Here is a 23714-nt window from a genome sequence, read left to right on the forward strand (position 1 = left end):
TGACTTCCAGGTCGACAGGATCCTTCAGACGCCGACCGCTGTCGCCACGGCCCGCCGCGTCAATACCTTCGCAAGGTGGCTGCGGTACTCGGCGTCGGCGTTGCCGTCGGTAATGGGGTCGGTGTCCTCGGCAGCGTGCTCGGCCGCCGCCCGGATCAGCTCCCCGTTCGCCGCCTGACCGATCAGCGCCTCCTCGACACCGCGGGCCCGCACCGGCACCGATGCCATATTGGTCAGCGCGACGCGGGCCTGCCGGATCACCCCGCCGTCGATCTCGACAGTCGCGGCCACCGCCACGATCGACCAGGCCTGCGCGACCCGGTTGAACTTTTCATACCGTGCCCCCCAGTCGGTGTGCTTCGGGATCCGCACGTCCACGAGGATTTCGTCCGGTTGCAGCGCGGTGGTGAAGTAGTCCTGGAAGAATTCCGCGACTCCAATGGTGCGTCGACCCGCGGGGCCCACGGCCGTCAGCGTCGCGTCGAGAGCCAGCACTGGTGCGCACAGGTCGCCCGCCGGGTCCGCATGCGCCAGCCCCCCGCCCAGCGTGCCTCGGTGCCGGATCTGCGGGTCCGCGACTGTACGGGTGGCCTCCACGAGCAGCAGCGCGTGCTGGTGGACGAGCGGATTGCGCAGCACCTCGTAGTAGGTGGTCATCGCACCGATCACGAGGGTGTCGCCGTCCTCGCGCACACCCCGCAGCTCATCGATCCGGTTGAGGTCGACGAGGGTGGTCGGGGCGGCCAGCCGCAGCCGCAGCACCGGCATCAGGCTCTGCCCACCAGCGATGACTTTGGCGTCCTCCCCGCCCTCGGCGAGCGCCGCCACTGCTTCGTCGACGGTGGTCGGGGCTACGTAGTCGAAGTTCGACGGAATCATCGGGCACCTCCCTGGGCGGTGTGGATGGCGTGCCAGACCCGCATCGGGGAACACGGCATTTCGATGTCGTGCACCCCGAACTGGCGCACCGCGTCAAGCACCGCGTTCACCACGGCCGGAGTGGACGCGATCGTGCCCGCCTCGCCGACACCCTTGACTCCCAGCGGGTTACCCGTGGCAGGAGTTTCGGTCCGTCCCGTGGTGAACGACGGCAGATCGACCGCCGACGGCATCAAGTATTCGGCGAACGAGCCGGAGAGCAGGGTCCCGGACTCGTCGTGCACGGCCTCCTCGTACAGGGCCTGCGCGATGCCCTGGGCGAGCCCGCCGTGCACCTGCCCCTCCACGATCAGCGGGTTGACCACGTGCCCGATGTCATCGACGCATACGTAGGAGCGAATCCGCACCTGCCCCGTTTCGGTGTCGACCTCCGCGGCGCACAGGTGCGTGCCGTGCGGGAAGGAGAAGTTGTCCGGGTCGTACGTGGCCTCGGAATCCAGGTTCGGTTCGACACCGTCGGGCAGGTCGTGTGCGGCGAACACCGCGAGGGCGACGTCGGCGATACCGACGGCTTTCTCGGTGCCCGTCACGCGGAACCGTCCCCCGGTGAACTCGAGGTCGTCCTCCGCGCATTCCATCATGTGCGCCGCGATGGGCCTGGCCTTCGCGATCACCTTCTCGGCGGCCTTCACCACCGCGATCCCACCAACCGTCAGCGATCGGGACCCGTATGTGTCCAGGCCGCGGGGCGAGGTCTGGGTGTCGCCGTGTAGCACCTCGACGTCGTCGAACGGGACTCCGAGCTGGTCCGCGACGATCTGGCTCCATGCCGTCTCGTGCCCCTGACCGTGCGGCGACGCGCCGGTGACCACCTCGACCTTGCCGGTGGGCAGCATCCGAATCGCCGCATGCTCCCATCCGCCCGCGCCGTAGGCCAGCGCGCCGAGCGTCCGCGATGGGGCCAGACCGCACATCTCGGTGAACGTGGACACCCCGATGCCGAGTTGCACGGTGTCCTGCCGCTCGCGGCGTTCGACTTGCTCGCGCCTCAACCCGTCGTAGTCGAACAATTCCCGCGCCCGCGCGGTGGCGGCCTCGTAGTTGCCGGAGTCGTAGGTCAGGCCTGCGACGGTGTCGAAGGGGAACTCCTCGTGGGTGATCCAGTTCCGGGCCCGCAGCTCGAGCGGATCCAGCGACAGTTCGGCGGCGAGTTCGTCCATCATCCGTTCGACGGCGAACGTCGCTTCCGGGCGTCCGGCGCCGCGGTAGGCGTCGGTGGGCACCTTGTTGGTGAAGACGTTGGTGCAGGTGAAGTTATACGACGGAAACTTGTAGATGCCGTTGAACATGAACGCGCCCAGGATCGGTATGCCCGGGGTGACCAGCCGCAGATAGGCGCCCATGTCGGCGAGCAGTTCCACTTTGAGGCCGGTCACGGTGCCGTCGCGGCGGGCGGCAAGCGTCAGTTTCTGGATCTGGTCGCGCCCATGGTGGGCCGCAAGCATGGATTCGCTGCGGGACTCGGTGTACTTGACCGGCTTGCCGAGCCGCCGCGCGACGAGCAGTGCGATTACCTCCTCCGGCGTCACCTGGAGCTTGCCGCCGAAACCGCCACCGACATCCGGGGCGATGACCCGCACCTTGTGCTCCGGGATGTGCAGCGTCATCGCCAGCATGAGCCGCAGGATGTGCGGGATCTGGGTGGAGGACCACATAGTGATCTGGGCGGCGGTCGGGTCGACCACCACCGAGCGGGGCTCCATGAACGCCGGAATGAGCCGCTGCTGGCGGAAGGTGCGCTGCACGAGCACTTCGGCCTCGCGGATGGCCTGTTCGACGTCGCCGCCCGTGCCGGCCTCCGCCGAGTCGAAGGTCCAGGTAGCGCTGATGTTGGTACCAAGATCCGGGTGCACGAGGTCCGCGCCGTCGGCGGCCGCGCCCGCGAGATCGAGCACAACTGGCAGTTCGTCGTAGTCGACGTCGATCTTCTCGAGCGCGTCGTGCGCCTCATAGGCGCCGCGGGCCACCACGACGGCCACGGCTTCGCCGGCGAAGTTCACCGTGTCGACGGCGAGGGAGGGTGCAGGCGGCGCCTTCATGTCTTCGGTGATCGGCCATGCGCACGGCAGGCTGCCCTGCTCGGCGGCGAGATCGGCGCCGGTGAAGATCGCGACGACACCGGGCATGCCGCGCGCGGCGGTGGTATCGACGCCGGTGATGCGGGCATGCGCGACGGGACTGCGCAAAATGGCCAGGTGCTGCATCCCGGGCAGCACGAGGTTGTCGGTCCACCGGGTGCGACCGGTGATCAGATGCTCGTCTTCCTTACGCAGCCGGGCCCTGCCGATTTCCGGTTGAGCGGTGGCGGTCATCGCACACCCCCGGCCGTCTCGGCCTTCGCGGCATCCTTGATCACAGCGTCGCCGGACGAGGTGGCACCGCCGCGCAGCCGCTGCGCTGCATCCTGCACCGCGCGCACGATGTTCTGGTATCCGGTGCAGCGGCAGAGGTTGCCTTCCAGACCGTGCCGCACCGTCTCGTCGTCCGGATCGGGTTCCTCGGCGAGCAGGTCGAGCGTCTGCATGATCATGCCGGGCGTGCAGAAGCCGCACTGCAACGCATGGTTTTCGCGGAACGCTTCCTGGATGGGGTGCAGCTTGCCGTCCCGGGACAGGCCCTCGACGGTGAGGACGTCACCGCCGTCGGCTTGCACGGCGAGCACCGAGCAGGACTTGACGCTGTGGCCGTTCAGGTGAACGGTGCATGCACCGCAGTTGCTGGTGTCGCAGCCGACCACGGTGCCGACCTTGCCGAGCCGGTCACGCAGGTAGTGCACGAGGAGCAGCCGGGGCTCCACTTCGTCTGTGTAGGTCGTTCCATCGACGGTGACAGTGATGCGCATCGGGCCTCCAATGCCGGAGCGTCAATTGATACGTCCTACTCTGCTCTGACCGGCGTCGGAGAATACTGGAAACGGTGGAATCGGTTCCGCGCCACAGTCAATCGTGAGGCAGCACGTCACGCATCGTGTACCGCCTCGAGCAGTTCCTGCAGCGTCGCCAGGCTGTGGCCGGCGAGCAGACGATCGGTGAACGGCAGGGCGGCCGCGATCCCGGACTGGACCGGCTGATAGCCGTCCGCGCCGGCATGCGGGTTCACCCACAGCACCGCGTGGGCGAGCCGCCGCAGCTGAGCCATCTGCTCGGCGAGAAGGATCGGGTCGCCGCGCTCCCAGCCGTCCGAGAAGATCACCACGACGGCGCCGCGGGCCAGGCCGCGTCGGCCCCAGCGTTCCAGGAACGCGCGCAGCGTCTCGCCGAGCCGTGTGCCACCGGCCCAGTCGGGAACCGCCCGGCCCGCGGCGGCCAGTGCCAGTTCGGGGTCGCGGACCCGTAGCGCTCGCGACAGCCGGGTCATCCGGGTGCCCAGCGAGAACACCTCGGTGCCGGCGGGGTTGGTGCGGGCGACGACGTGCGCGAAGCGCAGGAGCGCATCCACGTACGGGCTCATCGAGCCGGATACGTCGAGCAGCAGCACCATTCGGCGCGGCCGGGTGGCCTTGCGGTGGTGCCTCGGCCGCACCGGTTCGCCGCCCGCGGCGAGCATGTAGCGCACCGTGCGCCGCGCGTCGACGGGGCCTCGGCGGGACGGGCGCAGCCGCAGGGCGGGGCGAGTCGGGGGGCGTGGACGCAGGGAAGCGATGAGTTCGGCGAGGTGCGCGCGTTCGGCCGCGGTGAGTTCGGCGATGTCCCGGTGGCGGAGTACCTCGGTGTCGTCCGCCGCGACCCGCAGTCGCGGCGCATCCCCACCGGCGTCGGTGTCGCCGGTCGCATTCAGCGCAGCGATGCGGGCGCGGCGCGGCTGCTGCACGCGCTGCGGCGCGTGGGTCAGTACCGTTCCCCCGAACCAGTTCTCGAACGCCAGGTCGTACCGCGGGATGTCGTCGGGGCTGCGGCACAGGGTCGCGCGACCCGCCCAGTACACCTGCCCGGGGTCGCCCAGATCGACCTGACGCAGTGCCCGCGTGAACGCTTCGACGGCGTCCGACACGACCGGCAGCCCCGCCACCGCGAGGGCATGCGCGAACCCGGCGACCCCGACCAGAGGGTCACCGACATCCGACGCCGTCGACATGCGCGTCTCACCCCGCCAGCAGTCGGTCCAGTCCGGCCCGGGTCACCCGCTCGAGGTCCTCCCGGTACTTGAGGACCGCGCCGAGCGTCGCCGCGGCGGTCTGCGCGTCGAGCACATCGCGGTCGAGTTCGCGCAGGGCGCGCGCCCAGTCCAGCGACTCGGCGACACCCGGCGGCTTGAGCAGTTCCATGCCGCGCAAGGTGTGGACGGCGCGGGCAACCTGGTCGGCGAGCGCCGCCCCGATGCCCGGGATGCGGCGGCGCAGGATCGCGACCTCCCGGGCCAGGTCGGGATGTTCGAGCCAGTGGTACAGACAGCGGCGTTTGAGGGCGTCGTGCACGTCGCGGGTGCGGTTGGAGGTGAGCACCACCAGCGGCGGTGTCGCCGCTCGCACTTCGCCGAGTTCGGGGATGGTGACGGCGTTCTCGTCGAGAACCTCCAGCAGGAACGCTTCGAACTCGTCGTCGGCCCGGTCGATCTCGTCGATCAGGAGCACGCACGGCGCTTCGGTGAGCGCCCGCAGCAGCGGTCGCGCCAACAGGAACCGCTCGGTGTAAAGCGAGCGTTCCGCGGCTTCGGCCTCGAGGTGGCCGTCGCTCGCCGCCTCCAGTGTCCGCAGGTGCAGCAGCTGCCGCGGGAAATCCCAGTCATAGAGCGCCTGCGAGGCGTCGATGCCCTCGTGGCACTGCAGGCGGATCAGCGGCAGGTGGAACGCCTCCGATAAGGCAGCCGCGAGGGAGGTCTTGCCGGTGCCGGGTTCGCCCTCGCAGAACAGCGGTCGCCCCATGCGCAACGCCAGGAACGCGGCCATCGCGACGCCGTCGTCGGCGAGGTAGCCGGTGGCCTCGAGCGCATGTGCCAGTTCCGCCGGCGACCCGACACTCGGCGTGGAATCGCTCACGTCCGCGAGCCTAGGCGAGGGCTCGCTCCCGGGTACGCGACTCGGGCAACCGCGCGAAGTACCCGGACGGCCGACGGGGACAACCTCGTCGTGCACTCGGTGGGCGCGCACGCTCACCGGCAAGGGGTGCGCGTTCAATTCGTCACGGAGAACGTGACTTTCCCGCCATAAGCCGGTCTGCGCCCTGAGTGACATCGCCGATCGCCACGCGGTACACAGTTCGAAACACAACCGGTGCGGTAAGGGGTGGCACACGCAGGTGCAGACGGGTTGAGCGGGGGGCCTACCGCGGCGCCAGACCTACAAAATGCTGTTCTGAGGGGTGCGGGAGACGTTGCGTGAGATCCGGTATTGGCGGCGGTTCGCTAGTTTCCGGCGCTACCGGCTTGTTGGCACGCGACGTGCAGGAGACCGTCATCGCCACCATGCATGCCGCTGCGGTCCGGCCCGACTCTGCGAACTCGGAGACGTCACCACACCCTGGCCGCAGAACTCATTAGTTGCGCTTGATTGTGAAGCACGTATTGTTCAGGCGCGCAGCGGGTTTCAGCGAATCCGATTTGCCATCAGGCTGGCACCCGCCCCCATTGCCATGCCTTGCCCGTGGGAGGACGATGAAGTGGTCCGGCGGCGCCGTCGAGACGCTGCCCTACATACAACGGAGGCAGATCATGTATGCACGAAGCACCACCATCCAGGGGCAGCCCTCGTCCATTGACGCCGGTATCGCGCATACGCGCGACAGCGCGATGCCCGCGCTCGAGGGCATCGACGGGTGCGTTGGCTTGTCCCTGTTGGTCGACCGAACGTCCGGCCGCTGCATTGTTAGCACCTCCTGGGAGTCCGAGGAGGCGATGCGCGCAAGCGAGGAGTCCATTCGGCCGATTCGTGACCGGGCCGCCGAGCTTTTGGGTGGTAGCAGGCAGGTCGAGGAATGGGAGATCGCTGCCATGCACCGCGAGCACCGCGCGGGTGAGGGCGCCTGCGTCCGAGCCACCTGGGTCAAGGTCGATCCGGATCAAATCGAGGGAGGCATCGATTTCTACAAGACGACTATCGTGCCCGCCCTCGAGGAGCTGGAGGGATTCTGCAGTGCCAGCCTGCTCCTCGACCGAGCGTCCGGTCGTGGCGTGGCCGCGGCGACCTTCGACAACGCCGAAGCGATTGAGCGGAACAAGGACCAGTTGGACAGGATCAGAGCCACGGGCAGCCAGGAAACAAACGCAGAGGTACTCGACCAGTGCGACTTCGAGTTGGCAGTCGCACACCTGCGTGTGCCCGAGATGGTCTGACCGCCCCATTTCTTCGAGGAGGTGCAGCACCGTGGATCACATCCAGCACGAAACCTCCGCCCATCAGGAGTGCCCAGACTGTCATGCGCTAACCGCGGACCTGGAGGCGCACAAGCAATGGCACTCCAGGCTCGTCCATGACATCGCAACCGCCGTTGACAGAGATCTGAAGCGACGAGTAGGGGCTCCGTAACCGGGCCGGCGTCGAGGCTTCGTTACGCGGATGGCTGTGCCATCCACCAGCCCAACAGGATTGGCGGTATCGCATAGCACCGAAGCCCTAACGGGACAGTTCCGGTCGCTGATTTGCGCCCGCCCTCGCCCGGTGAGGTCGGTGGATCCGCTGGACCAGACCTCGCCGCGGGTCAGCGACTGAATCGCGTCTTGCGCCCCTGCAGGGCCATCCCGATGAGATTCGGCATCGTCCATGAATGATCTGCCGACGCCACCGGATACGGGCGAATCGTCTCAATCGGGTCGACCACGGGCACGGTGAACGCGATGCCGGGTCAGTCGACCTACACCGCCGCGAAAGCGGGCCTGGTGGGTTTGTCGCGGGCGCTGGCTTTAGAGGTCGTCGGAGACGGCGTCACCGTGAACGTCGTTGCGCCCGGCTACATCGCCACCGAGTCACAGCTACAGTTCGAAGCCGCCGCCGCGGCGGCGTCACCGGGACGGTGGTGGTGGCCGACGGCGGCCATGGTCTGCCGGAGACTTGGCCCCGGCCCTGAGTTCACCACGCCCTGAGGTTCACCGGCCGGCGGAGACCCCTTCCTAGTCCTCACACTCCGCTGTCTCAGCGGCCCCAGCTTTACAGCTGGACGTTGCGTAAACGCGGGCGCGTGGAGTTTGTCCCTTCGCCGTTGTTAGGACTTCGACGACCTCCCCGACCGCGAGCGCGCCGACCTGTTGACCATCGATCGCGACGCGTCGCCGGAGGCGTTGGAGGAGAAGTTCCACTCGGAGGACCAGCTGCAGCTCACGGGGAAACCGTCAGCCCTTCGCCCGGGCTGCACGATGTGACCGGCTAACGCCAGAGTCCATCAAGTCGGTCGACGACAGTTCCGATGCACAAAAACACTGCCGCGCAACGGAATTCATCGATCGCCCGTAGCGCCTCGACTGCTGGCGATGGAAGCCCCGGCAGCATCTCAACAATCTCGCGACATCACGCGTCAGGGCTGGACTGAGCGAGTAGGGTTTTCCTTGTAGGGCAAGCGCGCGCATCCGTCGAATGTTCAAGGAGGATCGCCGCATGGATACATGGCTGATCTGGTTGATCATCGCCGTAGTGTTGTTGGTGGTCGAGATGCTCACTATCACCGCAGCGGTCGGGATGCTCGGTGTTGCTGCACTGATCGCCGCGGGCTTCGCCGCACTCGGACTACCCGCTCCCGTCCAACTCCTTGCGTTCACAGTCACCGCCACGATCGGGGTGCTGCTCATCCGCCCCATCGTCCGTCGGCACATGCTCCGGCCCCAGCTCGAGCGTTTCGGGGTAGAAGCATTAATTGGTAAGCCCGCCTATGTCGTGTCAGAGGTGTCCGGGCTGGACGGCAGGGTTCGCATCGGCGGTATCCGCGGTGAGGAGTGGACGGCGCGCGCCTACGACCAAACCCTGGTGATACCCGCCGGAGCGACCGTCGACGTGCTGGAGATCAACGGCACCACCGCGCTCGTATACCCCCGGGAGTAACCCATGCTGGAAACCTCACTCTCTCTTATCGCCGGGCTGGTCATCGCGCTGTTCGCAGCCTTCACCGTGCTGCGGGCGGTGCGCATCGTGCCCCAGGCGCGTGCCCGCAACGTCGAACGGCTCGGCCGCTACGACCGCACGTTGCGGCCCGGCCTCAATTTCGTCATCCCCTACTTCGACCGGGTCTATCCGATGATTGACCTACGGGAACAGGTGGTCTCGTTCCAACCGCAACCGGTGATTACCGAGGACAATTTGGTCGTCGAGATCGATACTGTGCTCTATTTCCAGGTGACCGACGCGCGCGCAGCCGCCTATGAGATCGCCAACTTCCTGCAAGGCGTCGAACAGCTCACGGTCACCACACTGCGCAACGTCGTCGGGTCCATGGACCTGGAGCGCACACTCACCTCCCGCGACACCATCAACAGCCAACTCAGAGGCGTGCTGGACGAGGCCACCGGCAAGTGGGGGCTGCGGGTCAACCGGGTAGAGATCAAGGCCATCGACCCGCCGCAATCCATCAAGGACGCGATGGAGAAGCAGATGCGGGCCGAGCGCGACAAGCGTGCGGCAATCCTGGGCGCCGAAGGCCAACGCCAGTCTCAGATCCTCACCGCCGAGGGTGACAAGCAGGCCGCCATCCTGCGCGCCGAGGGCAACCGGACCGCAGCGATCCTCAAGGCCGAGGGCCAGGCCCGCGCTATCGACGAGGTATTTCAGTCCGTGCACCGCAACGATCCCGACCCCAAACTGCTCGCCTATCAGTACCTCCAGATGCTGCCGCAGCTGGCCCAGGGCCCGGGAAACACGTTCTGGGTAATTCCAAGCGAGGTCACCTCCGCCCTGCAAGACGTGTCCCGCGCCTTCACCCAGGCGCTGCCCAAGTTATCGGCCACCCGCGAAACCTGCTCGGGCGACTTGGCAGCGCACGCTGCCGCCGATGCGGCTCAGGCGGGACAAGCCGCCGCCGATGCGCTCGAAGGCGCGGCCGGGGCCGACGGCTACCAGACTGCGTCGCCATCGCGCCCGTAACGACCGGTCGGGACAGCATTCTTCGAATCGCGGAGCATGCAAATGGGGACACGTTCCCCGACAAACTCCCGCCGTTGTCCAGACGCGCCCGCGTGCTTCTGCTGGCAGCGGTGGGCCTCATGGCACTACTGCTCGTCGGGCCGCGCCTCGTGGACGCCTACGTCAATTGGCTGTGGTTCGGTGAGGTCGGCTTCCGCAGCGTCTGGGTCACGGTGCTGTTGACCCTGGTAGCGATCTTCGTCGCGGTGGCGCTGGTGGTGGGCTTCACCACCACCGCGCCCAGAAGGGGCTTCACAGCTACTACGAGCCGGTCCGCCAGCACGCCCCGCGACGGTACTCACTGCCTTACGGTTTCAGCTGCTTGGCATGCATCCGTCACCTCGACGTTGCGGTGCACGCCGACCGCCAACCGGCGCCGCAATTCGTCGCGTTGGTCGTCGGTGCACCCCGCGAGCAGGCCGGCGATCGCGTCGAGCCCACCCGCCGTGCACAGCGCGTAGCCGTTGCTCATCGTCCACAGGTCCGACACCGGCCGGCCCAACGTCGACGACAACGCCTCACCCATCGGGCTCAGCGCATCGATCTGCCTCGCCCGTGTCTGCCCGCTCTGGCCGTCGACGGGGCGAAGTAGTTGCGATAGATCGTCGCGGCCCCTGCCGCCATTGCACATGCCGGGCCCTGCGTCGGATCACCGGCGTAGCGGGTAACCCCGTCCTCCGGAGTGACGTTCGGCCCCGTCATCTCGAGCAGGTTGAACTGCGAGGCGACCTGGAAGAGCGCACCCCGCAGTTCCGGGTCGGCGTGAAGGGCCCGCGCGTGCCCGACGATGCATTCCACCGCGGTTCGACCTCTATTGGGAATAGCTACGCGAGAACATAACTCGGCGAGGGTTGGCATGGACAAGGTGCCGATGCCGTAGTGGGCGTGGTTGACGGTGGACACTAGTTCGTCGCCCTCGACGCGGAGCCGGCTTTGAGTCTGGGCGTAGTCGTGCTCGCGAAAGCCGGTCAGTTCCTCGAACCAGTCTCGGGTGGACATGACTCGATCGTCGCATTGACCGCTGACCTGTCGGAATCGAATCGTCAACCAGTGGCGGTGCCGGGTCGCGCGAGGCCGGACAGGCCCCTCAATCACTCTCGACGGATCGCGATCTCCGACGAGCGCGTCGGTGACGCGTCACGCCCAGCAGCGACGTGCACCGAGACGGGCCGCCGCGTCTGGGCGTCGAGGAACGCCAGGGGAGCGTGTCCGTTCGGCAGATGCTTGTCGCCCCACTGCACCAGCGACAGGAACACCGGCAGCAGGTCCTCGCCGGCCTCGGTCAACCGATACTCGTCCCGAGCCCGCTGCCCCGGCTCCTGATACGGCACCCGGGTGACGATCCCGGCGGCCTCGAGCTGCTTGAGCGCCCGCGACACCGCGGGGGCCGAGCTTTCCGTTCGCGTCACGAAGTCATCGAATCGAACTGTGCCAAAGAACAATTCGCGAACCGTCTGAAATGCCGTCTTGGTGGTGAGTACCTCGAGCGTCCGCGTCATCGAACACATGTCGCCGATGTGCCACTGCGACCGGTCGCTCATCGCCGGTTCGAACTCCATCGCCAACTCCGTTCTAAATAACGCTTGCATTAGTCAGCTTAACATGCTGTCATGTAAATGACTAACGAAGACGTTAGTCAGGCATGGACGTCGGATGGAGTCACCCATGAACGTCATCGAGACCCTCGTCGAGCGCAACGACGAGTTCGTCGAAACCCGGTTCGCCTCCGGGCTTCCGATACTGCCGCGGCTGCGCACACTGGGCTCGGCTGCGTGGACCCGCGCGTCGACCGCGCACACGTGTTTGGTCTCGACGTCGGTGACGTCGCGGTGATCCGCAACGTCGGCGGCCGCGTCACCCCCGACGTGCTGACCGAGCTCGCGCTGCTCGGAAGGCTCGCCCAAACCCTGGTCGGAGAGGCCGCCCCGGTCATCGACCTCATCGTCCTGCAGCACACCGATTGCGGCATCACCCGGTTGCAAGACCCGCCCGACGCACTGGCCGACTTCTTCGGCGTCGACCCCGCGGACCTGGGCGCCAAACACGTCACCGACCCTCGCGCCGCGGTGGCCGCCGACCTGGCCGTGCTACGGGACGCGCCATCGATCGCCGCCAGATACCGGGCCACCGGTGCCGTCTACGACGTCGCGACCGGACGCGTCGACTTCGTCCACTCCTGAAAACCCCACCAAACAAAGGAAACATCATGACCAACGACGACCTCTTCCTCATCACCGCCGCCACCGGAAAGACCGGCGCCCACACCGTGCGCGAACTACGGAAGGATGGTCACCAGGTGCGGGCACTGGTGCACGGCCTCGATGCCCGCGCCGAGGCACTTTCCGACCTCGGCGCCGAGATCGTCACCGGCGACCTGCTCGACTTCGGCTCGGTGAGCTCGGCGCTGGCCGGCGTCACCGCGGCCTACTTCTGCTACCCCATCAGCCCCGGTCTCCTGGACGCCACCACCAACTTCGCGCAGGCAGCCACCGAGGCTGGGGTGAAGGCCGTCGTCAACATGTCTCAGATCAGCGCCAGACACGACGCCAAAAGCCATGCTGCACAGAACCACTGGCTCAGTGAACGGCTTCTCGACCGGTCGGCGTTCGTCACCGCCCACCTACGTCCCACGTTCTTCGCCGAGTGGCTCGCCTGGCAGTGGTCGCGTGACGAGCAAGGTGGAGTGTTCCGCCTGCCCTTCGCCGACGGCAGGCATGCCCCCATCGCGTCGGTCGACCAGGCCCGTGTGATCGCCGCGATCCTGCGCAACCCGGCGCCCCACGATCGTCAGACCTACCCGCTCGTCGGCCCCGTCGAACTCGACTACGGCGACATCGCCGCCAAGGTCGGCTCAGTTCTCGGCTTCCCGGTCCGCTACGAACCCATCGACATCGACTCGTTCGCCGAACTCCTCCGCGTGGAGGGTTGCCAACTGTTGCAGGTCGAGTGGTCGTTGGTTGTCGGTGGGGTGCTGTAGGAACAAATGTATGAATCTCGCGGCGTGGGTTGAGCGCGACGGTGTCGCCCGGGTTACCGCGTATCGCTGGTTTCGTGCGGGCCTATTGCCGGTTCCGGCGCAGCGCGTGGGTGGGCTGATTCTTGTCGATGATCCGGCTGATGAGACTGGGTCGCGTGGCCAGAGCGCGGTGTATGCGCGGGTGGCTTCAGCTGATCAGAAATCCGATCTGGATCGGCAGGTGGCGCGGGTGACTGAATGGGCCACGACCCAGCAGCTGCCGGTCGACAAGGTCGTCACCGAGGTAAGGTCGGCGGTGAACGGGCATCGCCGCAAGTTCCTTGCGTTGCTGGGTGATCGGTCGGTGGACAGGATCGTGGTGGAGCGTCGGGATCGGTTCTGCCGGTTCGGCTCGGAGTATGTCCAAGCCGCACTTGTCGCCCACGGTCGCGAGCTGGTCGTGGTGGATTCGACCGAAGTCGATGACGACTTGGTGCGCGATATGACCGAGATACTCATCAGTATGTGCGCACGGTTGTATGGCAAACGTGCTGCTGGCAACCGCGCCAAGCGTGCCGTCGCTGCGGCGGCTGACGCCGCAGATGAGGCGGCGGCCTGATGGCGCGCTTCGAGGTGCCCGAAGGCTGGATGGTACAGGCATTCAAGTTCACGCTCGACCCAACTGAGGACCAAGCACGTTCGCTGGCAAGGCATTTCGGCGCCCGCCGTAAAGCCTACAACTGGACCGTCGCCGCCGTGAAGCGCGACATCCAGGCATGGCGCGAGACTGGCGTCGAGGCGGAGAAACCGTCGCTGCGGGTGCTGCGGAAGCGGTGGAACACCGTCAAGGACGGCGTGTGCGTCAACGCAGAGACCAATACGGTGTGGTGGCCGGAGTGTTCGAAAGAGGCTTACGCCGATGGCATCGACGGCGCGGTGGACGCGTACTGGAACTGGCAGCAGTCCCGCGCGGGCACCCGGCCGGGTAAGCGCGTCGGGTTCCCGCGGTTCAAGAAGAAGGGCCGCGACCAGGACCGGGTGTCGTTCACCACGGGTGCGATCAGGATTGAGCCTGACCGCCGCCATCTCACGCTGCCGGTCATCGGCACCGTGCGCACCCATGAGAACACCCGCCGCATCGAACGGCTCATCGCGAAAGGCCGGGCTCGGGTACTGGCGATCACGGTGCGGCGCAACGGTACCCGACTGGACGCATCAGTTCGAGTGCTCGTGCAACGACCCCAACAACCAGGCGTCGCCAACCCCAGCTCACGGGTTGGTGTCGATGTCGGGGTGCGTCGTCTGGCCACGGTTGCCGATGCTGATGGCATGGTGATCGAACGCGTTGAGAATCCACGCCCGCTCGATGCCGCGCTCAAGGAGTTGCGGCACGTCAGCCGCGCCCGATCACGCTGCACGAAAGGCTCACGCCAATACCGTGAGCGCACCACTGAACTGTCCCGGGTGCATCGCCGGGTCAACGATGTCCGTACTCATCACCTTCACGTCCTGACCACGCGATTGGCCAAAACACACGGCCGCATCGTCGTTGAAGGTTTGGACGCCGCGGGGATGTTGCGGCAAAAGGGGCTCCCCGGTGCCCGCGCTCGTCGGCGCGGACTCTCCGATGCCGCCCTGGGCACACCACGCCGGCTCTTGTCCTACAAGACAAGCTGGTACGGGTCACAGCTGGTGGTCGCCGACCGGTGGTTCCCGTCGTCGAAGACCTGCCACGCCTGCGGGCATGGTCAGGACATCGGCTGGGCCGAGCACTGGCAATGCGAGGCCTGTTCGGCATCGCATCAGCGTGATGACAACGCATCCATCAACCTCGCACGCTACGAGGAACCAATTAGCGTCGTCGGCCCAGTCGGGGCCGCCGTCAAGCGTGGAGCCGACCGTAAGACCGGGCCTCGCCCGGCGGGTGGCCGTGAAGCGCGGAAGGGACGCAGCCGCAACGCTGCCGAACAACCCCGAGACGGGGTGCAAGTCGCGTGACCACTAAAGATCACTCACTTGCAACGGGCATGACGAGTACTTCGCATCACCAGCGTCGCCCAGGACTACCGCGACGGCATCTTCGCAGGCACCAACAACCTCGTCGAGGTGATCACCGGCACGCCTGCGCTCACCGTCGAACAGATCGGCACGGCCAACGGTGCACGCTCGGGCCGTTCCACCGCCGTTGGCCGTGCCGATCTGGTACGGCTACGAGCCCGGTGGCGAGGTGACCATCTGGACCACGGCGGGCACGGTGAAGGACAAGGTGATTCGCGCTGCCGGACGGTTCTCCATCACCGCCCAGAACGAACAACCGCCGTACAAGTACGTCACTGCCGAGGGCGACGTGACCTTCACTGGGCCCGCGGACGAGGCCGATGCGCGCAAGATCGCCATCCGCTACCTCGGCGAAGAGGCGGGCAACCAGTTCGCCGACGAGAACCATTCGTCGTCGTCGATCGTCATCCGGATGCGCCCGACGCGGTGGTTGAGCGTCGACTACTCCGCCGACTGACGCGCGTCGGCTACGTCTGCAAGCAGTCCACGACTGGAAGCGGCGATACCGCGTCCTCGCGAATCCCTCTGCCGCTTTGGGCAATCGCTGCGATCAGTCGCTGGTAGCAAATGCCTTACGCAGAAACGGCGTGGAGTCGGCAAGGGATGCAAGGACGGTGCCGCTGTGGTCTTCCTCGGGGTAGACGTGCAGGGTGACGTCCTGATTGTTGGCGACCAGCTGGTAATAGAACGACAGGGTCGACTCCGGTGGCACGTCGCGGTCGAGGAGACCGACACCGAGGAAGATGGGGCGGTCGAAACCGGTGGACGGGGTGCCCATGAAGGCGTACAGCGCATCGGCCATGCCGGGAATGGAGTTCAACGGTGCGATGAAAAAAGCCGCGGGCGTCAAGTGGGCGAGTTCCTCGGAAAGCGCGATTGTGCAGACGGTTTCGGCGCGGTCGGCGGCGTTGCGTCCGGCGGGGCTGAGGATGCTGGCGACATCAAGGTCGGGTCGCGCTTCGCGCAGCGCGGCCAGGATGTAGGCGGTGTAGGCGTTGGCGATCGGGCCCAGTTCGGGCAGTTTGAAGTCGGGGCCGGTCTGGTAAACGAGCTTGTCGATGTTGGCGGGAGTACCGGTGGCGACGACGCCGCGGTAGTCCAGCCCAGTGCCCTGGCTGAATTCGGTGGCCCAGCGGGCACTGCTGATGGCGGCGCCGCCGCCTTGTGACTGGCCGACGATGGCCCATCGCGGTGAGAGCGGAAGTCCCATGTCGTGGGCGGCGATCACGGAGTCGACCACACCGTGAGCGGTGGTCACGCTGTTGAGGTAGCTCATGAGCCCCGGTGTGCCCAAGCCGGCGTAGTCGCTGGCGACGACGGCGTAGCCTTCGCCCAACCAGTGGGACAGGTACTCATCATCGCGTGGGGTACGCGGCAGCGCCGACGGGGTGCAGTCATCACCGAGGCCGACGGTGCCGTGCGCCCACGCGATGACGGGGAACCCGCCCACCGGTGCCGGGCCGGGCGGCAGAAACACCGCGCCGGTGCTGACCGCGGGCTGGTCGTGCTGGTCGACGGTGGAGTAGAGCACGCGGTAGGCGGGTCCAGCGCCGCTCAGCGACAACGCGGGATCCAATGGGACGGACGCGATGGTGGTTCCCTGCGCGGGGATCGGGTCGGCGAAGAAGCGCGCATCCAGCCCCGACCAGGCCGGCGCGCCGGCGCGAGCGGAAGCCATTGGAAGGACCGACATCGCCAACACGAACAGCACCGACATCCACGTCGCCCGTCGGCTCAATCGCATGGCCAGGAGTTAATCAGATGTCTCGTCAATATCGCGCGCAGTCCACCCCGGTTGCCTAGGGTTTCGCCATGCCCACGCCAACGTCGGCCCGAGTGCGTCTGCCGGCGGCGTTGCGCGGACCGGCGTGGTTCGGTGCGTACCTCGCGGTGGTCGTGGTGCCGTTGATCTTCGCAGTGATCGGCGTCGTCGACGACGGTCGCGGGTTCTGGCGTGAGTTCACCGTCGCGTTGGGGTTTGTCGGGTTGTCGATGATGGGCTTGCAGTTCGTGCTGGTGGCCCGGGTCAAGGTCGTGGCCGCGCCGTTCGGCGAAGACGCGTTGGTGCACTTTCATCGCTACATGGGATACCTCGCCACGGTGTTGATCCTTGCCCACCCGGTGCTGCTGATCGTGTTGGTGAATGCGGACTATCTCGAGCGGGTGAATCCGTTTACCGCACCTTGGGCCGGCCGGTTCGGCACGTTGGCGATTCTGTGTCTGCTGGCGGTGGTCGTGACGTCGGTGTGGCGGGCGGCGCTGCGCATCACCTATGAGGTGTGGCAGGGATTGCACCTGGTGTTGTCCACCGTCGCGATCGTCGCCGCGCTAATACACGTGGAGTTGATCGGGCACTACGTCAACCAGCCATGGAAGCGCGTGCTGTGGGCCGTCATGACCGCAGGCTTCTTGGCGGTGTTCGTATGGGTACGCATCGTGCGACCGGTGCTGCGGACCCGTCGGCCGTGGACGGTGGCCTCGGTTCGATCCGAACGGGGCGGGGTCCACACGGTGACGTTGCGACCCATTGGCCACGGCGGTTTCAGCTTTGCCCCCGGTCAGTTCGGCTGGTTGTCGGTGCATCGTTCGCCGTTCGCGCTGACCCAGCATCCCTTCTCGTTCTCCTCCAACGGCGACGATCGCAGCGCGTTGCAGATGAGCATCAAGGAACTCGGTGACTTCACCCGAACGATCAAATCGATCGCCCCGGGTACCCGCGCCTACGTCGACGGCCCTCATGGGGTGTTCTCCCCCGATAACTACGACGGGCCCGGATTCGTCTTCCTCGGCGGTGGTGTCGGAATCGGACCGCTGATGAGCATCTTGCGGACCTTCGCCACCCGCGGCGAGCGCCGGCCGTGCCTCCTGTTCTTCGGGGTGGCGCGCATCGAGGACGCGACGTTCCGCGAGGAAATCGACACTCTGGCAACCCGATTGCCGCTGACCGTGGTCTACGTCGTATCCGACCCGCCCTCGGACTGGGCGGGGGAGCAAGGTCGCATAACGACCGAGACCCTGCGCCGCCACCTGCCCCGCGAACACGAAACGCTCCAGTACTTCATCTGTGGGCCCGGCGCGATGCAGGACGCCATGGAGGATGCTCTCGGAGCCTTGAAGGTCCCCGGCGCCCACGTGCACACCGAACGCTTCAACTTCGTCTGACCAGGACAGGACTCCCCGTGCGACACCGACACACTCAGCGAACCGCCCTCGTCGTCGCGGCACTCATCCTGATCTGCTGCGTGGTCTTCGCGTTGGCCCAGACCTGACGCGGCCGAACCCGCTGACGTTGCGCCATGGGCCGGGCATTCCCGCTCAATCAGGTACTGGCCGATCGACACCACAGCGCCACAGTCACCGAACCTCCCGGACCGCCAGATAGTGCTCGGACACTGGCACGCCGTCGGTGTACCGCTCCACGGCCTCCTCGATGAGCCGGTCCTGACCGGTGAGCCTGGTGTAGTGCTGGTGCATGTGCTCGCCCCAGGACCGCACGATGAACGTCTCCACGAACGTCGACTCGTGTTCGATGCTGCGGAACAGCCGCCACTCCGCCGCCCCGGGTGCGCTGGCGCGACCGGCCCAGCACCGCCATCGCTGCCAGGAAGGCGTCTTCGTCCGACGATGCGACGCGGTACGAGGTCAGCACCAGAACGGGACCATCCAGCGGTTCGGGCTCGAAGATCAGTGTCGGCTCGGGCCAATGCGAGGACGGCGTGAGGTCCAGATTGCTGGTGTTCGCGTGCAGCGGCCACCACATCGAGGACAGCCCGCACACCGCCAACAGCACCGCGCTCACCAGCAGGCTGGTGGAACTGCTGGTGGCTCCGGCGAGCACACCCCACACCACCGAACCCAACGCCTGCCCGCCCATGAAGACCAGCTGGTACACCGACAGTCCGCGGGCGCGCACCCACGCGGGCAGGCTCAGCTGCATCGAGGCGTTGAGCGTCGACAGGGACAGCAACCAGGACGCGCCGCCAATGACCAAGGCGCCGAACACCACCGCGAAGATCGGCACCAACGCCAGCACGGCGGTGGCCACCGCGAAGCCCGCCGCGCCGACCGTCAGCAAGGCGTTCTGGCCGAACCGTGCGCGCAGCCGGGACAACAGGAACGCGCCGAGCACGGCACCCGCACCGAGCGCGCCCAGCAGCAACCCGTAACCCGAGGACGACAACCCGAGTTGATTTGCCGCGATCACCGGCAGCAGTCCCCAGATCGCACTCCCGGGTGCGATGAACAACGCCGCCCGCAGCAGGATGCGCCGCACGATCGGCGAGCTGCGGATGAACCGTCCGCCCGCGCTCAACGCCGCCAGCGCCCGCTCGGGCGGATAGCCCTGCTCGACGGCGGGTCGGCGCCACCAGATGAGCACGAACACGATTCCCACGAACGACACGGCGTTGAGCGCGAAGACCAGCGTCGGTCCGGACAACGACACCAGCACGCCGGCGATGGCCGGGCCGATCGCCCGGGCGCCGTTGATGCTCATGCTGCCCAACGCGGCCGCGGCCGGAATCTGCTCGGCGGGAACGAGATCGGGCTGGATCGCCTGCCAGGCCGGAGCCGTGAGCGCCTGCCCGCAGCCGATGACGAACAACAACGTCAGCAGCACGGCCGGCGTGGCCAACCCGGCACCCGTCAACGAGGCGAGCAGACCGACGCCCGCGGCCATCGCCCCCTGAGTGGCGATGAGCAGTCGGCGCCGATCGATCAGATCTGCGAGGACACCCGACGGCAACGCCAGCAGCATCACGGGCAGCGTCGTGGCGGTCTGCACCAGCGGGACCAGGACTGCGGCACGAGGATCGCCGACGAGCATCCATTGGGCGCCGACGGTCTGCATCCAGGTGCCGAGGTTGGAGACGAGCTGCGCGATCCACAGCGCGCGGTAGACCGGCGATCGCAGCGGCGCCCATGTCGAGGTGCGGGATGTCGATGTGCCCGCCGATGTCATCTGCTTCTCCCGTATGTGGCCCAACGGTCACTGTAGGAGGTGCGACCTTTCCCGCGTTCGACCTCTCGAGGCCAAACGCCGCGAGGTCCCGGCCGCAAGTGGCCACCATCGAGACCAGCGCATCGCCCTCGATGCGCAGGCGCGCACGGGTCGTCATCACTTGTTGACGACCCGCGGCAGACAACGTCAGGACAGGCCGACCCGATGGAACTCCAGTTGTGGCCGCGGGCGACGACGGTGTCTTACGGAGGCAGATCCAACAGATGGACGCTGCGTCGCGACCTGGATAGGTCTCTAACGCGGTGGACGCCGCAATACGACCCAGTACAGCTGACTTCGCAACCTCAGTGTGCGGATCAGGGTTCGAATCCCCTGATCTGGCGTGATACGCAGCGTATCAATACCTGATACGCTGTGTATCACGCGACCGAGAGGAGGCTTGTATGACGACTACCGTTGAAGAGATCGCCCACAAGGCGCACATCCGTCAGGCCCGGGAGCGCCTGGACTTCCTCGACGAGATGCGCGACGCACAGCGGCTGGCGCTGGCAGGCAAGAGTCAACGAGAAATCGCTGACATCCTGAACACCACACAGCCACGCGTCGGCCGGATCCTGCGTGGCGCCCGCGCACTGCCCGAGGCCGAAACGCCAGAGGAAATCATTCTGCGCGCCACCATCGATGACACCCCGCGCGATGTGCTGGTCGCACAGCTCAGCTCGTACCCCTACACCTTTACCGAGTTCGCGCCATTCCCGCACGACGGATCCGTGCCTGGAACATGGACCCAGGTCAGCGCTGCTCATTTAGTCGAATTACTCAGCGACGAGGAATACGAGAGTGTCTGCGCCGCCGTCCAACCGCCGACTCCGTAACACGGTCCACGCCGAACTTGCTGCCCTCCTCGTCGGAGGGCAGCTTGCTGTGGCGCCACCCGCAGTGCGCGACTATCTTGCGGACCAACAACTCATCGCCCAGGTCGCCAGGCAGTACCGTGCCCAGCAGCACGACGCGCCGGCTGGCGGCCGGGCGGCGATCATCACCGCCGGCGTCCCCGGCGCCGGAAAGTCAAGCGCGCTCGGCGCCATCGCGGCAGGCTACCGGCGCATCGATCCGGACGAGATCAAGGACATTCTCCTGGCTGGTCTCGACACGGCGGGATTACTCGACGTCCGCGGTGGTCATGTTCTCGCCGACGGCAATTCAGTCAGCCCGGGCGAGCTGGCCGGGTGGGTGCATCGGGCATCGACTGACGCGGCCGACCGGGTCCGCACAGCATCGCTGCAGCTTGGCGAAAACTTCGTCATGGAGGGAACCCTGTCCTGGCCGCAGCTGTCCGTCAGTCATGTCGACGAGCTCGCCGTGGGCGGCTATGAACGTCTCACCATCCTCGATATCGAGGTTCCGCTTACGGTGGCCGTCGAGCAGTCGAAGCGCCGGTGGTGGGAGGCGCGACATTCGCAGCGCCTGACCTATGGGGTTGAGATCGGGGGCCGCTTCATCGCGGAATCAGCGCTCGCTCAGCTGTACTCGGGAGCGCGCTCAGCCTCCCTGTGCGCGGCCAACGCCCGCAGCCTCTACACGAACGGCAACGACGCGGGTATCGAATCGGAGATCCTGATCGTCAGCCGAACCGCCAGCGGGACAGAGTACAAAGCCCGGCTCACCCCCGACGGTGACGTCGAGCCATGGCAGGGCGCCCTGCTCGGCGCCGTGTGCGTGCACTGCGGGGCGGTGCTAAAGAACCGGTCGGCAATCCTCGCTGGCGTCGGACCTGCCTGCACGCACAAACCCCGCAGCTGACGCAGGGCAGGGAACCCGACAGTGAAAGATACTGTAATTACACAGTTTACGGCCCTCCTTGCCGTGTGCGGCAAGGTCGATAGGAGCCTCCGCAGACCTCGACGGGTGCAAAGTAGTTGCGATAAATCGTCGCGGCCCCGCCGCGATCGCACACGCCGGGCCCTGCGTCGCATCACCGGCGTACCGCGTGCCCCCTTGCTCCGGAGTGACGCTCGGTCCCGTCATCTCGAGAAGGTTGAACTGCGACGCGACCTGAAACAGCGCGCCTTCGAGTTCCGGGTCGGCATGCATGGCCCGCGCGGCCCCGTTAACGCACCGCACCGTGCTGCGTCCGCGTGCGGGAACCTCGATGCGAGAACGCAATTCGGCCAACATCGGCACCGTCAGCGTCCCGATGCCGTACCGCTTGTCATTCACCGTCGAGACTAGCTCGTCGCCCTGCACCAGAAGCCGGCTACGCGTTACGGCGTAGCTCTCTCCTCGAAACCGATGAGCTTGGCGAACCAGTCAGAAGCCATGTCGACCACCCTTCAATGCCAATCCGCTGCACCGGACCGGAGCCTCCGGCGGAGGTGACGTCAAACTCGTACCAGAGGACATCGAGGTGTCGGCGGCCGTCGATGCCATCGCAGGCCCAGCGCGGCGAGCAGACGGCCGGCGTCCATGCCGCACGGCTGGCGTCACCGGTGGGGAAGGGATCCAGGAGTTTGAACCAATCGGCGCGCCATGGTGAAGGAGAACACCAGTCCTGCGGCGGTCACGACCGAGCCACTGCCCGCCATCGCACGGGATGATGCCGGTGTCGGGTGTCACCCGGTATCGGGTGCGGGAGAGCGAGGCGAGGGTGCCTGAGCCGCCGTCAGAACCACGCCGAGAAGTCGGCCTTGGCGATCATGCAATGCACGCCCTTCACCGAGTCCACCACCTGGCTCACCTCGAAATCGGCGGCAGCCGACAGGTATGCCAGCACGGCGGGTGCGGGCAGCCCGAACCGAACGGTCAAGAACGCGATGGCGTTTCGAACGGCGTGCCGCATGGCTTCGTCGAGATCGACATCCATCCCCATCGGAATCCAATGGGATGACGTCTCGATGACCGGGGACCGCAACGGACCGACCGCTTGCGCTCGCGCGTCGCCGGTCAGCACGCTCAATCGCAACGTTGCCCGCAACGGCGCCTCAAGTGCGGTCAGCGCGACCTCGCCATTGCCCTGCGCAAAATGCGGATCGCCGACGTAGAACAGCGCCCCGTCGACCTGCACCGGCAGAAAGATCGTCGAGCCCACCACGGCGTGCTTGACGTCTATGTTGCCGCCGTGGTCTCCCGGCGGAACCGAAGGCACCGCGTCGCGGGTGTCGGGCGCGACGCCCATGATCCCGAGGAAGGGATTGACCGGAAACTCCAGTCGGCGTTCGTCTATTCGGATGCTTCCGCGGGCGGCGCCGTTGACGTCGTGGGTCTCACAGAAGTAGCTCAGCGTCCGCTCGTCCGGGGGGTATTCACCCGGCAGTGCACCGAAGCCGTGACGCATGCTGATGAAGCCGTAGGGCGCTCGCTGTTCGAGGTCCACCACGTCGATCCGGAGCACGTCCCCGGCGTGCGCCTCGCTGACGGCGATGGGACCCGTGACCACGTGGGGTCCTTCGTCGATGTCATGAGCCAGACCGCTACCGGCAATGTCGATGGCGTCGGTGAGGACTTCGTTTTCGCCGACGCCGAACTGGGCGAGGTAGCTCACCGGGTCGCGGCCCTGGTCCTCGAGGATTCCCTCGTGGCTGACGGTATCAATGGTGACCGTGTCGCCGCTGTCCACTTCCAGCACAGGTGGTGTCCCCGCATTCGGAAGCCAACCCCAGAGTGCCTGATCTGGGCGTGATGCCAGGTAGTGACGGCCACGCACCGGCCCCGAGCCAGCCTGCAGTACCGTCCTCGTCGCTTGCCCTGAAAGCATGATGTTCCTC

Annotated in this window: 23 protein-coding genes and 3 pseudogenes; 14 read left to right on the top strand and 12 right to left on the bottom strand. The window is 66.7% G+C overall.

Going from position 1 to position 23714, the window contains the following annotated elements; translation table 11 throughout:
- Nucleotides 1–24: 24 nt before the first annotated feature.
- The 5 genes from HNP02_RS20245 to HNP02_RS20265 all read right to left on the bottom strand — a co-directional run bounded on the left by HNP02_RS20245 (nucleotide 25) and on the right by HNP02_RS20265 (nucleotide 5914).
- A complete protein-coding gene (locus HNP02_RS20245; RefSeq protein WP_184441853.1) occupies nucleotides 25–879 on the bottom strand; it encodes a xanthine dehydrogenase family protein subunit M in 855 nt (284 codons plus the stop codon).
- Entirely contained in the window at nucleotides 876–3251 is a 2376-nt protein-coding gene (locus tag HNP02_RS20250; RefSeq protein WP_184441855.1) for a xanthine dehydrogenase family protein molybdopterin-binding subunit, read from the bottom strand. Before HNP02_RS20250 ends, HNP02_RS20245 begins: the two co-directional genes overlap by 4 nt.
- A complete protein-coding gene (locus tag HNP02_RS20255; RefSeq protein WP_184441857.1) occupies nucleotides 3248–3781 on the bottom strand; it encodes a (2Fe-2S)-binding protein in 534 nt (177 codons plus the stop codon). Before HNP02_RS20255 ends, HNP02_RS20250 begins: the two co-directional genes overlap by 4 nt.
- A gap of 116 nt (nucleotides 3782–3897) precedes the next feature.
- A complete protein-coding gene (locus HNP02_RS20260) occupies nucleotides 3898–5013 on the bottom strand; it encodes a VWA domain-containing protein (RefSeq protein WP_184441859.1) in 1116 nt (371 codons plus the stop codon).
- 7 nt (nucleotides 5014–5020) lie between these two features.
- Nucleotides 5021–5914: a MoxR family ATPase gene (locus tag HNP02_RS20265; protein WP_184441862.1), complete on the bottom strand. Its 894-nt coding sequence runs from the start codon at nucleotides 5912–5914 to the stop codon at nucleotides 5021–5023.
- A 671-nt stretch (nucleotides 5915–6585) separates the two neighbouring features.
- Here HNP02_RS20265 and HNP02_RS20270 point away from each other — a divergent pair.
- From HNP02_RS20270 to HNP02_RS20290, 5 genes and pseudogenes are all read left to right on the top strand, one after another.
- Complete coding sequence (locus tag HNP02_RS20270) at nucleotides 6586–7206, top strand: antibiotic biosynthesis monooxygenase (RefSeq protein ID WP_184442531.1); 621 nt, start codon at nucleotides 6586–6588, stop codon at nucleotides 7204–7206.
- 501 nt (nucleotides 7207–7707) lie between these two features.
- The gene (locus HNP02_RS20275; RefSeq protein ID WP_255506734.1) at nucleotides 7708–7953 is read left to right on the top strand and encodes an SDR family NAD(P)-dependent oxidoreductase; all 246 of its coding nucleotides are present in this window, start codon (nucleotides 7708–7710) and stop codon (nucleotides 7951–7953) included.
- Nucleotides 7954–8461: 508 nt separating this feature from the next.
- Nucleotides 8462–8902 carry an NfeD family protein gene (locus tag HNP02_RS20280; protein WP_184441864.1) on the top strand — a complete coding sequence of 147 codons (441 nt, stop codon included), beginning with the start codon at nucleotides 8462–8464 and terminating at the stop codon, nucleotides 8900–8902.
- A 3-nt stretch (nucleotides 8903–8905) separates the two neighbouring features.
- Nucleotides 8906–9937, top strand: coding sequence for an SPFH domain-containing protein (locus tag HNP02_RS20285; RefSeq protein ID WP_221317814.1), 1032 nt, complete (start codon nucleotides 8906–8908; stop codon nucleotides 9935–9937).
- A 26-nt stretch (nucleotides 9938–9963) separates the two neighbouring features.
- Nucleotides 9964–10197 (top strand): annotated as a pseudogene (locus HNP02_RS20290) (UPF0182 family protein); the annotation flags it as partial.
- A 77-nt stretch (nucleotides 10198–10274) separates the two neighbouring features.
- Here HNP02_RS20290 and HNP02_RS20295 read toward each other — a convergent pair.
- The 3 genes from HNP02_RS20295 to HNP02_RS20305 all read right to left on the bottom strand — a co-directional run bounded on the left by HNP02_RS20295 (nucleotide 10275) and on the right by HNP02_RS20305 (nucleotide 11535).
- Nucleotides 10275–10502: a hypothetical protein gene (locus HNP02_RS20295; RefSeq protein ID WP_184442606.1), complete on the bottom strand. Its 228-nt coding sequence runs from the start codon at nucleotides 10500–10502 to the stop codon at nucleotides 10275–10277.
- Nucleotides 10503–10507: 5 nt separating this feature from the next.
- Nucleotides 10508–10975: a hypothetical protein gene (locus HNP02_RS20300; protein WP_184441866.1), complete on the bottom strand. Its 468-nt coding sequence runs from the start codon at nucleotides 10973–10975 to the stop codon at nucleotides 10508–10510.
- A 92-nt stretch (nucleotides 10976–11067) separates the two neighbouring features.
- A complete protein-coding gene (locus HNP02_RS20305) occupies nucleotides 11068–11535 on the bottom strand; it encodes a winged helix-turn-helix transcriptional regulator (protein WP_375373694.1) in 468 nt (155 codons plus the stop codon).
- Nucleotides 11536–11641: 106 nt separating this feature from the next.
- On the opposite strand from HNP02_RS20305, the gene HNP02_RS43775 reads away from it, so the two are divergent.
- The 6 genes from HNP02_RS43775 to HNP02_RS20335 all read left to right on the top strand — a co-directional run bounded on the left by HNP02_RS43775 (nucleotide 11642) and on the right by HNP02_RS20335 (nucleotide 15447).
- Nucleotides 11642–11809, top strand: a complete 168-nt coding sequence (locus HNP02_RS43775; protein WP_184441868.1) for a hypothetical protein — start codon at nucleotides 11642–11644, stop codon at nucleotides 11807–11809.
- Nucleotides 11776–12156 (top strand): hypothetical protein, encoded by a 381-nt coding sequence (locus tag HNP02_RS20315; protein WP_184441870.1) that lies wholly within the window; start codon nucleotides 11776–11778, stop codon nucleotides 12154–12156. The genes HNP02_RS43775 and HNP02_RS20315 overlap by 34 nt, the downstream gene beginning before the upstream one ends.
- Before the next feature lie 26 nt (nucleotides 12157–12182).
- Nucleotides 12183–12953 carry an NmrA family NAD(P)-binding protein gene (locus tag HNP02_RS20320; RefSeq protein WP_184441872.1) on the top strand — a complete coding sequence of 257 codons (771 nt, stop codon included), beginning with the start codon at nucleotides 12183–12185 and terminating at the stop codon, nucleotides 12951–12953.
- A 10-nt stretch (nucleotides 12954–12963) separates the two neighbouring features.
- Nucleotides 12964–13551 (top strand): IS607 family transposase, encoded by a 588-nt coding sequence (locus HNP02_RS20325; RefSeq protein WP_184442541.1) that lies wholly within the window; start codon nucleotides 12964–12966, stop codon nucleotides 13549–13551.
- The gene (tnpB, locus tag HNP02_RS20330) at nucleotides 13551–14930 is read left to right on the top strand and encodes an IS607 family element RNA-guided endonuclease TnpB (RefSeq protein WP_184441874.1); all 1380 of its coding nucleotides are present in this window, start codon (nucleotides 13551–13553) and stop codon (nucleotides 14928–14930) included. Before HNP02_RS20325 ends, tnpB begins: the two co-directional genes overlap by 1 nt.
- Before the next feature lie 193 nt (nucleotides 14931–15123).
- Nucleotides 15124–15447 carry a pyridoxamine 5'-phosphate oxidase gene (locus tag HNP02_RS20335; protein ID WP_309241640.1) on the top strand — a complete coding sequence of 108 codons (324 nt, stop codon included), beginning with the start codon at nucleotides 15124–15126 and terminating at the stop codon, nucleotides 15445–15447.
- A gap of 93 nt (nucleotides 15448–15540) precedes the next feature.
- Here the strand turns inward: HNP02_RS20335 and HNP02_RS20340 are convergent, their stop codons facing one another.
- Nucleotides 15541–16707, bottom strand: a complete 1167-nt coding sequence (locus tag HNP02_RS20340) for a S9 family peptidase (protein ID WP_184442543.1) — start codon at nucleotides 16705–16707, stop codon at nucleotides 15541–15543.
- A 95-nt stretch (nucleotides 16708–16802) separates the two neighbouring features.
- Here HNP02_RS20340 and HNP02_RS20345 point away from each other — a divergent pair, with 95 nt between their 5' ends.
- Nucleotides 16803–18152, top strand: coding sequence for a ferric reductase-like transmembrane domain-containing protein (locus HNP02_RS20345; protein WP_184441882.1), 1350 nt, complete (start codon nucleotides 16803–16805; stop codon nucleotides 18150–18152).
- A gap of 192 nt (nucleotides 18153–18344) precedes the next feature.
- Here HNP02_RS20345 and HNP02_RS20350 read toward each other — a convergent pair.
- Nucleotides 18345–19950 (bottom strand): annotated as a pseudogene (locus tag HNP02_RS20350) (MFS transporter).
- A gap of 443 nt (nucleotides 19951–20393) precedes the next feature.
- Between HNP02_RS20350 and HNP02_RS20355 the strand changes: the two are divergent.
- Nucleotides 20394–20825: a sigma-70 family RNA polymerase sigma factor gene (locus HNP02_RS20355; protein WP_184441884.1), complete on the top strand. Its 432-nt coding sequence runs from the start codon at nucleotides 20394–20396 to the stop codon at nucleotides 20823–20825.
- Between the two features lie 49 nt (nucleotides 20826–20874).
- A complete protein-coding gene (locus HNP02_RS20360) occupies nucleotides 20875–21753 on the top strand; it encodes a zeta toxin family protein (protein ID WP_184441886.1) in 879 nt (292 codons plus the stop codon).
- 710 nt (nucleotides 21754–22463) lie between these two features.
- Here the strand turns inward: HNP02_RS20360 and HNP02_RS44085 are convergent.
- Nucleotides 22464–22541 (bottom strand): annotated as a pseudogene (locus HNP02_RS44085) (hypothetical protein); the annotation flags it as partial.
- A gap of 71 nt (nucleotides 22542–22612) precedes the next feature.
- Complete coding sequence (locus HNP02_RS20370; protein ID WP_184441890.1) at nucleotides 22613–23704, bottom strand: acetamidase/formamidase family protein; 1092 nt, start codon at nucleotides 23702–23704, stop codon at nucleotides 22613–22615.
- Between the last annotated feature and the right edge of the window lie 10 nt (nucleotides 23705–23714).

This window comes from Mycobacterium sp. AZCC_0083 (assembly GCF_014202335.1).
Classification (GTDB): domain Bacteria; phylum Actinomycetota; class Actinomycetes; order Mycobacteriales; family Mycobacteriaceae; genus Mycobacterium.

Excerpts from the sequence above, each read along its gene's own strand:
- HNP02_RS20245 (WP_184441853.1), bottom strand. The coding sequence starts at position 879 with ATGATTCCGTCGAACTTCGACTACGTAGCCCCGACCACCGTCGACGAA.
- HNP02_RS20250 (WP_184441855.1), bottom strand. The coding sequence starts at position 3,251 with ATGACCGCCACCGCTCAACCGGAAATCGGCAGGGCCCGGCTGCGTAAG.
- HNP02_RS20255 (WP_184441857.1), bottom strand. The coding sequence starts at position 3,781 with ATGCGCATCACTGTCACCGTCGATGGAACGACCTACACAGACGAAGTG.
- HNP02_RS20260 (WP_184441859.1), bottom strand. The coding sequence starts at position 5,013 with ATGTCGACGGCGTCGGATGTCGGTGACCCTCTGGTCGGGGTCGCCGGG.
- HNP02_RS20270 (WP_184442531.1), top strand. The coding sequence starts at position 6,586 with ATGTATGCACGAAGCACCACCATCCAGGGGCAGCCCTCGTCCATTGAC.
- HNP02_RS20275 (WP_255506734.1), top strand. The coding sequence starts at position 7,708 with ATGCCGGGTCAGTCGACCTACACCGCCGCGAAAGCGGGCCTGGTGGGT.
- HNP02_RS20280 (WP_184441864.1), top strand. The coding sequence starts at position 8,462 with ATGGATACATGGCTGATCTGGTTGATCATCGCCGTAGTGTTGTTGGTG.
- HNP02_RS20285 (WP_221317814.1), top strand. The coding sequence starts at position 8,906 with ATGCTGGAAACCTCACTCTCTCTTATCGCCGGGCTGGTCATCGCGCTG.
- HNP02_RS20295 (WP_184442606.1), bottom strand. The coding sequence starts at position 10,502 with ATGGGTGAGGCGTTGTCGTCGACGTTGGGCCGGCCGGTGTCGGACCTG.
- HNP02_RS20300 (WP_184441866.1), bottom strand. The coding sequence starts at position 10,975 with ATGTCCACCCGAGACTGGTTCGAGGAACTGACCGGCTTTCGCGAGCAC.
- HNP02_RS20305 (WP_375373694.1), bottom strand. The coding sequence starts at position 11,535 with ATGGAGTTCGAACCGGCGATGAGCGACCGGTCGCAGTGGCACATCGGC.
- HNP02_RS43775 (WP_184441868.1), top strand. The coding sequence starts at position 11,642 with ATGAACGTCATCGAGACCCTCGTCGAGCGCAACGACGAGTTCGTCGAA.
- HNP02_RS20320 (WP_184441872.1), top strand. The coding sequence starts at position 12,183 with ATGACCAACGACGACCTCTTCCTCATCACCGCCGCCACCGGAAAGACC.
- HNP02_RS20325 (WP_184442541.1), top strand. The coding sequence starts at position 12,964 with ATGAATCTCGCGGCGTGGGTTGAGCGCGACGGTGTCGCCCGGGTTACC.
- tnpB (WP_184441874.1), top strand. The coding sequence starts at position 13,551 with ATGGCGCGCTTCGAGGTGCCCGAAGGCTGGATGGTACAGGCATTCAAG.
- HNP02_RS20340 (WP_184442543.1), bottom strand. The coding sequence starts at position 16,707 with ATGTCGGTGCTGTTCGTGTTGGCGATGTCGGTCCTTCCAATGGCTTCC.
- HNP02_RS20345 (WP_184441882.1), top strand. The coding sequence starts at position 16,803 with ATGCCCACGCCAACGTCGGCCCGAGTGCGTCTGCCGGCGGCGTTGCGC.
- HNP02_RS20355 (WP_184441884.1), top strand. The coding sequence starts at position 20,394 with ATGACGACTACCGTTGAAGAGATCGCCCACAAGGCGCACATCCGTCAG.
- HNP02_RS20370 (WP_184441890.1), bottom strand. The coding sequence starts at position 23,704 with ATGCTTTCAGGGCAAGCGACGAGGACGGTACTGCAGGCTGGCTCGGGG.